Source organism: Candidatus Aquicultor sp. (assembly GCF_054640775.1).
Genome location: NZ_JBTSLF010000102.1, coordinates 1 through 9,828, shown reverse-complemented (window position 1 = coordinate 9,828; position 9,828 = coordinate 1). Strand labels below are relative to the sequence as shown.

General features: G+C 50.6%; 9 protein-coding genes. All 9 read right to left on the bottom strand.

Going from position 1 to position 9,828, the window contains the following annotated elements; translation table 11 throughout:
• Positions 1-292: 292 nt before the first annotated feature.
• Positions 293-856, bottom strand: a complete 564-nt coding sequence (gene thpR / locus ACYC56_RS09250; protein ID WP_461373894.1) for an RNA 2',3'-cyclic phosphodiesterase — start codon at positions 854-856, stop codon at positions 293-295.
• Complete coding sequence (locus ACYC56_RS09245) at positions 856-2,124, bottom strand: competence/damage-inducible protein A (protein WP_461373893.1); 1,269 nt, start codon at positions 2,122-2,124, stop codon at positions 856-858. Before ACYC56_RS09245 ends, thpR begins: the two co-directional genes overlap by 1 nt.
• A gap of 1 nt (position 2,125) precedes the next feature.
• On the bottom strand, positions 2,126-2,683 hold the full coding sequence (gene pgsA, locus ACYC56_RS09240) for a CDP-diacylglycerol--glycerol-3-phosphate 3-phosphatidyltransferase (RefSeq protein ID WP_461373892.1): 558 nt from the start codon (positions 2,681-2,683) through the stop codon (positions 2,126-2,128).
• A complete protein-coding gene (gene rimO, locus ACYC56_RS09235) occupies positions 2,667-4,016 on the bottom strand; it encodes a 30S ribosomal protein S12 methylthiotransferase RimO (protein ID WP_461373891.1) in 1,350 nt (449 codons plus the stop codon). The genes pgsA and rimO overlap by 17 nt, the downstream gene beginning before the upstream one ends.
• A 214-nt stretch (positions 4,017-4,230) precedes the next feature.
• Positions 4,231-4,593, bottom strand: a complete 363-nt coding sequence (locus ACYC56_RS09230) for an RNA recognition motif domain-containing protein (protein WP_461373890.1) — start codon at positions 4,591-4,593, stop codon at positions 4,231-4,233.
• Positions 4,594-4,628: 35 nt separating this feature from the next.
• Entirely contained in the window at positions 4,629-5,849 is a 1,221-nt protein-coding gene (locus ACYC56_RS09225) for a DEAD/DEAH box helicase (protein ID WP_461373889.1), read from the bottom strand.
• Between the two features lie 263 nt (positions 5,850-6,112).
• Entirely contained in the window at positions 6,113-6,610 is a 498-nt protein-coding gene (locus ACYC56_RS09220) for a YajQ family cyclic di-GMP-binding protein (RefSeq protein ID WP_461373888.1), read from the bottom strand.
• Positions 6,611-6,674: 64 nt separating this feature from the next.
• Positions 6,675-7,499 (bottom strand): helix-turn-helix domain-containing protein, encoded by an 825-nt coding sequence (locus ACYC56_RS09215; protein ID WP_461373887.1) that lies wholly within the window; start codon positions 7,497-7,499, stop codon positions 6,675-6,677.
• Positions 7,500-7,618: 119 nt separating this feature from the next.
• Positions 7,619-9,828: FtsK/SpoIIIE family DNA translocase (locus ACYC56_RS09210; protein ID WP_461373886.1), on the bottom strand; the 2,210-nt coding region annotated here is incomplete at its 5' end.

The window sequence follows — 9,828 nt, the reverse complement described above, 5'->3', positions numbered from 1 at the left end:
GCCGAGATTCATGATCGCGCCTTTGCCGTACTTTCTTTCTATTTGTTCTTTAGTTAGTTCAATTACTTTATCCCGGTCCATATCTACTCCTGTGTATTAGTTTAACCGACCATGCGTCGACTATGTGCCGAACATGTATAGAAAGCTTCTTATTAATGATATTCGAACAAACGTTCGCTGTCAAGCAGCAGCTTACGGGCGCAATTTCATCCTTTATACCGTATGTGCCACGATGCAGAAGCACAAATACATATAATACTTACCATACTAGCGATGCCGTGGCAAGTATTTCTTACGGGTTAAGATTTACGTAGCGCAACATGGTATATTCAGAGCCGGTCGGCTTCAAGTGACTTTGGAATATCGTTATCCCATCTACATTTATCACGCGGCCGGGGAATGTTTCGGGCGGTATGCGTGATAAGGCATCACCGACAGGTTGAGGAAATTTCAGCCTGGCAAGTGTGATATGGGGTTTAAACTCTTTAGACTCGCGCTTGTAGCCGAGGGGCTCTAGGGCCTTTTCTATCGCCTTACCGAGTTCGATGAGTTCTGGAGCGCCGTGATGGACACCCACCCAGATTACACGCGCTTTCCTGGCGCTTGGGAACGCCCCCATCTCCCCGAGGGTGAAATAGAACTTTCGGAATTCCTGTATGGCGTCCCCTATAGCCGACTCGATCTCATCGAGCTTATCTTGAGATGTGTCGCCCAGAAATTTAAGCGTGAGGTGGATGTTGTCCTTTGCGACCCAGCGTGCGGTGCTGTCGAGCTGGTTTTTGAGGGTCAACGAAATATCGTTAAGCATATGTTTGATTTGTAAAGGTAGCTCTATGCCTATGAAGAGGCGTAGCATTACGACCTATCACCCGCCCGTTGTTCGAAATTGTCGAGTATGAAGTAGCGAAGCATATCAAGCGCCGCGTTGGCGCTCTTGAGCCGGACAATATCTCGCGAACCAAAGAAGACGAACTTGTTGGTGTAGCTTGTGGTCTCGTGAGATAACCCGATATATATCAGCCCGACGGGTTTGTCGGTCGTTCCCCCGCTTGGTCCGGCTATTCCCGTTATACCGAGGCCGATATCGGCCCCTAGCTTCTCGCGAGCGCCTTCAGCCATAGCGAGAGCGGTCGCGGCGCTTACGGCTCCGTGCTTAAGGAGTGTTTGATTTGGCACGTTCAGAAGAGACTCCTTTGTGTTGTTACTATACGAGATAATACCCCCCAGGAAATATTCGGAACTTCCGGGGATGTCCGTTACTTTTTTCGAGGTCAAACCACCGGTACATGATTCGGCCAGGGCCAGTTTAAGGCCGTGTTTCTTAAGGAGATCGCCTACGACCTCTTCTAGCGTCTGATCGTCAAAGCCGAAGACGATAGTGCCGAGACGTTCTATAAATGTGGCTTCGGCCTGGTTGAGCGCCTCTGAGACAGCGTTCTCATCTGTTCCTTTAGCCAGCAGCTGCAGCTGAATCTCGCCCGGTGAAGCGATGATACCGACGCTGATATCGGGTGAAGCGGTCATCAGGTCCTCGACACGTTCCTGAAGTGATGCCTCACTTCTGGCCGTTGTGCGCAAAACTCGCAGTTTATAATACTCATTATCGCTGAATTTTGACGTTAGCCACGGGATGACGTCGTTCTCTATCATGGCTTCCATCTCTCGGGGAACTCCGGGCAGCGATATGATGTACTTACCGCCTTTCTCCAGCAGGATCCCGGGGGCGCTGCCGATAGTCGGCTCGATTGCCGCAGCGCCTGACGGAAGGTACGCCTGCCGGAATGTCATCTCAGGTAAGGGGTGATTCCGCGTTCCGAACCGTTCCTTTATTACCTCTGCGAGATGCGGTTGGTACTCGAGCTCGCAGTCTACGGCCTCACATATGGCCTCACGGGTGATATCGTCTGCCGTTGGGCCTAATCCGCCGGTCACTATGACCCCATGCGCGTCTACCAGCGACTCGCGGATGGCCTTTGCTATTAAATGCAGGTTATCAGGCACGCTTACCTGGCAGTTGCAGGTAAAGCCTTCACGGCCGAGCCTCTTTGCTATGAATGCGGCGTTTGTGTTTACCGATAGGCCGAGCGTTAACTCTGAGCCGACCGTTATAATGTGGTATTGCATCTTATTTACCTCGTTCCTCGGACGGCTGGGATATAGTAGCCCGAGATTTAATGAAGTAGTCGATTCCCGAAAGGATCGTCAGGACTACGGCTACGAACATCAGCAGCCACCCTAGGGATATTCCAAATATTCCGACAGGGATATTCAAGATGATTACAATTATAGCAACTATTTGGGAAATAGTTTTTATCTTTCCCCATTTACTTGCAGGGATTACCTTATTCTCTGCCAGGGCCACCAATCGTAGGCCCGTTACGGCAAACTCCCTGGCTATAATTATTACGGCAACCCATGCGGAAAGTTTATAGAGCTGGACGAGAGAGATCAGCGCAGCGGATACTAGTAATTTATCGGCGAGGGGGTCCATGAGCTGGCCGAAGACGGTTACTTGTTTCTGCGCTCTCGCGATGTAGCCGTCGACCGTATCGGTAATGGCGGCAAATGTGAATATCGCTGCCGCGATGTAGGAGCCTGCGGGCTGGGGCGCTGAAAGCAGAAATGCCATAAAAATAGGTACGAGCAGTATTCGGGAAATGGTTAGTTTATTTGCCAGGCCCACTTAGTATCCTTCCGTGAAAATCACATCCGTCAAACTCGTCGATGTATGCTTTTATGATTTGGCCTGGTTGTGAGGAGCCGGCGACATAGGTAAATCCATCCACCTCCGGGGCTTGCCACCAAGCTCTCGCCTCAAATAGACCTTCTTCGGAATCCACGATGCTTTCAATGAGCGCATCGTGGACTTTTCCGACTCTCTCCTCACTTCGCCTTTGGCTCAGCGAATCCTGCAAAGCGGTTAACTCATGATACCTTTCTTTTACGGTCTCTTCGGGAACCATACCTTTGAGTTCGGCGGCTTTTGTTCCCTCTTCAGGAGAGTATTCGAAGACACCGAGGTAATCGAATTCGGCTTTCTTGACGAAGTCGATCAACTCCTCGAATTCCGCGTTCGTTTCACCGGGGAAGCCGACAATAATCGAAGTGCGCAGCACCACGCCGGGAACCATCCGGCGAAGCCATGCGATTTGTCCCAGGTAATCTGAACCCGCGCCGTGGCGGTTCATGGCGCGTAGAATCCTGGGGCTAGCGTGCTGGAAAGGAATATCGATATACGGCAGGATAAGACTGTTGCCGTTGATTGCCTCGATGAGTTCATCGTTTATGTTGTAAGGCTGTAAGTACAGAAGCCTTATCCACTCCACATTAGTAAAGCCGGTGAGGGCTTTGAGCAGGTCGGTGAGGCTCTTTCGCTCGTACAGATCATAGCCGTAGTTGCCGGTATCCTGCGCGATAAGGTTGATTTCTTTTATTCCGCTGTCGTCGAGCCAGCGCGCCTCTTCGATGACCTGCTCGATAGGCTTGCTCTTATAAGTGCCTCTTATGAACGGAATCGCGCAGTACGAGCACCTGTTATTGCAGCCATCCGCTATCTGCAGATACGCATACGGCAGCTCTGAGAGAATCCGTTGGGGATACGTGGAAAAATCACGTACCGGTGAAGCGGGGCTGTTGCCGGTAACTGTTCCATTGCCGGTGATCGAACCGTTCTTGAGTATATCCGCTATCTCATATTCTCTGGATATATCGACGATTAGATCGATTTCGGGGATCTCTTTGGAAAGCTCACTATAGTATCGCTGGGCAAGGCAGCCGGTCACGATGATTTTTCTCTTTTTCGAGCCGTTGTTCAACTCGATCAACTCGAGGATGGTATTTATGGATTCTTGTTTTGCGGCTTCAATAAAACCGCAGGTATTAATGATAATATAGTCTGCGTTTTCAGGATCTTCTGTTAAGGATAATCCGCTATTAACGAGGGAACCTTTTATGTGCTCGCTGTCCACTGAGTTTTTTGCGCAACCCAGGGTGATAACTGCGGCTCTTTCTGGCAAAATGCGATTTCCTCCTAACAGAGTTCTTAAGAATAGCATTATACAGGCATCTCGAGTGTGGCGCCACACTCGAGATGAAGAATAGAAATTAATCTACGGTTATCAGGGCTCTTAGATAACAAGAAGACAAAAAGAGCCTTTTAAAGGCTCTTTTTGTTAATTATTAAATAGGGTAAAGCTTGAATCGACTCTTGGTAGAGAGATCGATTACGATTTAATAACGGCCACGGCCTCCGCCGCCACCGCCGCCAAATCCGCCACGGCCTCCGCCACCGCCGCCAAATCCACCGCGACCGCCACCACGGCCTCCGCCGCCACCTGGACGACGCTCTTGTGGTTTCGATTCGCTTACCTTAATTGTTCTTCCGTCGATTTCTTGACCGTTCATCGCTTCGATAGCGGCTTTGGCTGCGTCTTCAGTTCCCATCTCGACAAAGCCGAAACCTTTGCTCCTACCGGTATCCCGGTCCATAATAACGTTGACTGATTCCACCTCTCCAAATTGGGAAAATTTTTCCCTGAGTTCGTCCTCAGTCGTGGTGTAGGCGAGATTGCCTACATAAAGTTTTGTTGCCATTTAAGGCTCCTTTCCCCGGCAGCGCCGGAACTATACTAACGGCGTTTGGTCCGGCGCTTCGTGCTACGTCTAGCTCCGCCGTCGTAAACCAGTCTCGTTGCCACTTGGGCTGTGCGAGTTGGGCTTGGCGTGTAACGCGCCATATATTCAAATCCCGAAAGATCTTTATGTTTGAGTGTTTTCCCAATTAAGGCCTCAATATCACGCAAATTCCCAACCTCTTCTGCTGATAGGAAACTAACAGCCGTTCCACGCGCGCTTGCGCGGGCGGTTCGCCCGATGCGATGCACGTAGTCCTCGGGGTTTGACGGGATGTCGAAGTTTACGACATGCGATATGCCCTCAACATCGATCCCGCGCGCCACGATGTCGGTTGCGACGAGCACATTATAGCGACCCGTCTTGAAACCATCCAACGCGGCTTGCCTTTGCGATTGACTGCGGTCGGAGTGCATTGTCGCTACCCCGACGTTTCGACGTGATAGCACCCGGAACAAGAAATCGGCTTTGCGCTTTGTTCTTGTAAACACGAGCACTCTTTTTAACTTTTGCTGTTTTATGATCTCGACGAGTAAATCAGCTTTTTGCATCGCGTTCACCGGATAGACAATCTGGTCGATCGCCTCCACAGGTGTTGCGCGCGGCCCTACCTCGATTGAGACGGGCCTATCAAGCGTGTCACCCACGACATCAAGCACTTTTGGCGACATTGTCGCCGAGAACAATAGGTTTTGGCGCTTTTTAGGAAGAGCACCTATGATGCGCTTCACATCTGGCCAAAATCCCATGTCAAGCATGCGGTCTGCCTCGTCGAGGACAAATACCTCAACATCCGAGAGGCTGATGTCGCCGCGTCGCATCATATCGAGCAATCGACCCGGCGTTGCTACAAGCATATCTACACCGCGCTTTACTTTGCGCCCTTGCGGTGCGTACGGTACGCCACCGTAAACGGCGGCTATTTTATGGTTGGTTTGAAGGGTACAGGCGGTCGCTACCTCTTCGATTTGGATTGCAAGTTCGCGGGTCGGCGTTACGATAAGCGCCTTAATCCCCTTCTTGTCACTGATCCTTTGAAGTGTTGGAAGGACAAATGCGGCGGTTTTGCCGGTGCCTGTCTGAGCGCAACCAATGATATCCCTGCCGGCCAATGCCTGCGGGATAGCTTTTCGCTGGATAGGTGTGGGCTCGATATATCCCATCACCTCTACCCCATTAACCAGGGGCGATTCCAGCCCTAAACGTTTAAACGACATATACTACTCCTTAACGTGCGTCTCTGTTATCTAATAGTAATATCTTATTGTACTTATTAGATATCTGTGTGTCGCACAACTTAGTTTTTAGACGCAGTTAAATCCGAAAGGTCCTAGGGATTTCAAAAGACAAAGGACATCTTAGCAGGTAATAAATGCGGCTTTCATAAGTATACGCGAAAAATCCACTTAAAGCCAGCACTATACCGTTCGCATCAAATCGAGCAGCGTGGACATAGCGTCGAATCTGCCATGCACAACGGTTATCGGTAGTTAGTAAACTGTAGCGGGAGCCCGAAGTCATGGTCCTTTACCAGCTGAATTGCTGCTTGAAGGTCATCCTTGCTCTTGGCGCTGACACGCAGTTTTGTCCCCTCGATTGCAACCTGAACTTTTAATTTGGAATTTTTGATAAACTTATTGATCTCGCGGGCTTTTTCGGTGTCGACGCCTTGTTGGATGGCCGCCGTTTGCCTGACGGTGCCACCGGACGCGGGCTCGGGCTTTTTGTATTGCAGGGTTTTAAGATCGATACCACGGCGTATTAGCTTGGTGTGCAAGACATCCTGAACGCTGCGCAATTTATAGTCGTCATCCGCATCGATGACGATCTCGTTCTCGTCTTTATTCCAGGAGACCTGGCTCTTGCTGTTTTTAAAGTCGTACCTGGTTGAAATCTCTTTATTCGCCTGGTTAACGGCGTTATCGATCTCTTGTAGATTTACCTCTGAGACTATATCGAATGAACTATCTTTTGCCATATTCTATTCTCTCCAGTCGATCTTTTATATAAGTTTCGGTCGTGCCGGCGGGTATACCATCCGGTTAATCCGCGGGTTTGCTTCCAGCCTTATATGTTTTATCAAAGATACCGTTGGTGGTCTTTAACTTATTCTTTGACTGGCGCTTCCCGTTGACCATGACTTCAAGCCCGCTTATGTTCCCAATGCGAACCCGAATCGATTCACCGCCCTTGAATTGCTTGGTTACTCCGTCATTGATGACGCCCTCATACTTCTTTTCGCCATCGACCGTGACCTTGGCCCATGAACCCTCACTGTTGATGCCGGTCAGCTTTACGACAATATTGGTTTTTAGCTCCGTGTCGGTAGTTGAGCTACTGCTGTTGGAGCCGGATGACACGGTTTTATCGTTACCGCGGCTTTTTTTCGCAGTAGTGCTTGTCGTTGCAGCTGCGACGACGGTGTCGACAGGTTTTCGCGTTTTAACATCCTGGACCACGACTTTTGGATCGTTGGCCGCATGCTGTACCCATGCGCCCCATGCGATCAATGAGATAAATAAAACACCGATTGCGCCCACGACGACCGCGGCGATCATCCAAGGCGGCCTTTTCTTTACTCTGAGCCTCATATTCGCCGATACGTGCCCTAAATCATCTGTACTTTTCTGCTCGTGCAAGCTTTTGTATTGTTGCACAAGAGGTTCAGGATCGATTCCCAGGTAAGTGGCATAGGTCTTAATGAATCCTTGCGTGTAGATGTTTCCTGGGAGGTAGTCAAAATAATCCTGCTCCAGGGCTTCAACATATTTTGCTCTTATTTTTGTGTCGAACTCTACTTCTTTAATGCTCTTGCCGAGCTTTATACGGGCTTCCGATAGCACTTGTCCAATTGGCTCTGTATTCATTAATGACCCCCAAAGCAAGCCCCAATCCAACGTTCAATGCTAAACTATGCTTCATAACTTAACACAAAACTTTAAATTTTTGAACGTTGCGGCTTGTTTTTTTAATTAGCGTCCTGCCGTTAATGCTCTTTTTTCTCCATCAGCTCGTCAAGCTCCTCCGGCGATAGCATTACCGAACGCGGTTTGCTTCCCTCGTATGAGCCGACGATTCCTTTTGCCTCCATCATGTCGATGAGACGCGCTGCCCTTGAATACCCAAGGCGAAGCCTACGCTGAAGCATTGATACTGAGGCTTGACCTGCGTTAACAACTATTTTGATCGCGTCGTCCAGCATGGGGTCGTCATAGTCAAAACCATACTGCGAACGTTTGTCGGCCAAGATCTCCTGCCGGTACTCGGGCTTTGCTTGTTTCTTGCAGTAGGTCGTGACCAGCTCGATCTCCTGCTCTGTCACGAAGGCGCCCTGGATGCGAACCGGTTTCGATACCGACGGCGTCGAATAGAGCATGTCGCCTTTGCCCACGAGCTTTTCCGCCCCCGGCGTGTCGAGGATGACCCTTGAGTCGATCTGGGACGAAACGGCAAACGCGATACGGTGCGTAATGTTGGCCTTAATAAGACCCGTGATGATATCGGTCGACGGTCGCTGGGTCGCGATGATGAGGTGAATTCCGACAGCACGCGCGAGCTGGGCGATTCTAACGATTGCGTCCTCTACCTCGCTCGCGGCAACCATCATCAAATCCGCCAACTCGTCAATGACTACGAGCATATAGGGCATCGGCGGGACATTGTTGTCTTTTTGCTTCGCGATGATCGCGTTGTATTGGTCGATGTTTCGTGCACCGACCTCAGATAATACCTGGAACCTGTCTTCCATCTCACCCACCGCCCAGGTCAATGCAGTTGCCGCCTGCTTCGGGTTGGTGACGACGGGCGTTATGAGATGCGGTATGTCGGCGTAGAGGTTAAGCTCAACACGTTTCGGGTCGACGAGGATCATCTTGACCTGTTCGGGTTTTGCACGGGCCATGATAGACATGAGAATGGTGTTCACGGCCACGCTTTTTCCGGAGCCGGTGGCCCCGGCGATTAGAAGGTGCGGCATGTCGCCAATATTAGCTAAAATCGGCTGGCCCGAGATATCCTTGCCGATACCGATGGTAAGTATTGCTTTGTGATCTTGAAACTGCTGTGTATTGAGGATGTCGCCGAGCGTTACCATCTCGCGGTACTGGTTCGGCACCTCGATACCGATGGCGGATTTGCCCGGGATGGGCGCCTGGATACGAACATCCGCCGTTGCAAGCGCAAGTGCTATATCATCCGACAAGTTTAAAACGCTGTTCACCTTAACGCCGGATGCAAGTTGCAGTTCGTACCGGGTGACCGTCGGGCCTTTTATAACTTTCGTTACCTGTGCATCGACATCGAAATCGCTTAAGACGCGCTCCAACGCCTGGCTGTTCTCCTTGACGCCTTTGTTGGCCTTCAGGCCACCGCCGGATGTCCGCTTGAGCAGGTCTGGAGACGGTAAAAGATAGGAGGTCGCGCCTTCCAGCGCCTTATCCATATCTATCTTCAGTTGCGTGGTCGGCTTACTCAACATCGAGTTGTCCATAACGACCGGTTGAATCGGCTCGTGATGTTTTGGCTCCGGCTCTATCATGACGGGAGTCTCGATCTCCGTTCGCTGTTCCTTGACCTTGCTGATCTTAGGTAGTTTATCCTTCTTTGACCGGATTTGGCCGTCGAGTTTTTTGCCGACCTGCTGGCCCTTTTCGGCAGCATTGTTAAGCAATGCGCCGATCGAGAACTCGGTGACCATAACGATACCGGCAAGCAGGCCCGCTCCGAAGATTATATATGAGCCGATATCTGCAAATAAGAACCGCACGACGTATGAGATGGAGGCGCCGAATATCCCGCCGTATTCAAAGAGACTCTGTTGTGCGAATTGCTGGGCGAATGGGACGCGCAGGTGGATGAGTGCAAGCGAACTCAAAAATGCCAGCGCACCGCCTATGGCGATCATCTCGGATTTGAGGTCGACCTTGCGCATGATAAGACCGAACCCGGCCCCTATCATGCCGAACGGCATGGCGTAGCGTGCTATACCAAAGAGCCATTTGAGGGTTTGCTCGATCATTTTTCCCGCGATGCCGGATGAATGCGAAAAGAGGCTTACCATCACGAGGGCGCCGACGGTTATCATGGCGATACCGTAGACCTCCTCGATATGCTCGGGTTGGTTGTTTGTCGTCTTCTTGCTCGTTCTTGCCACGATGCTCCCTACTTCAATACTTTTAGTGCCGTTAAGGCTATGGT

Bases quoted from the DNA above. Each gene is read 5' to 3' on its own strand.
- ACYC56_RS09220 (WP_461373888.1), bottom strand. From the start codon at position 6,610: ATGGCAAAAGATAGTTCATTCGATATAGTCTCAGAGGTAAATCTACAA.
- ACYC56_RS09215 (WP_461373887.1), bottom strand. From the start codon at position 7,499: ATGAATACAGAGCCAATTGGACAAGTGCTATCGGAAGCCCGTATAAAG.
- ACYC56_RS09245 (WP_461373893.1), bottom strand. From the start codon at position 2,124: ATGCAATACCACATTATAACGGTCGGCTCAGAGTTAACGCTCGGCCTA.
- thpR (WP_461373894.1), bottom strand. From the start codon at position 856: ATGCTACGCCTCTTCATAGGCATAGAGCTACCTTTACAAATCAAACAT.
- ACYC56_RS09230 (WP_461373890.1), bottom strand. From the start codon at position 4,593: ATGGCAACAAAACTTTATGTAGGCAATCTCGCCTACACCACGACTGAG.
- ACYC56_RS09225 (WP_461373889.1), bottom strand. From the start codon at position 5,849: ATGTCGTTTAAACGTTTAGGGCTGGAATCGCCCCTGGTTAATGGGGTA.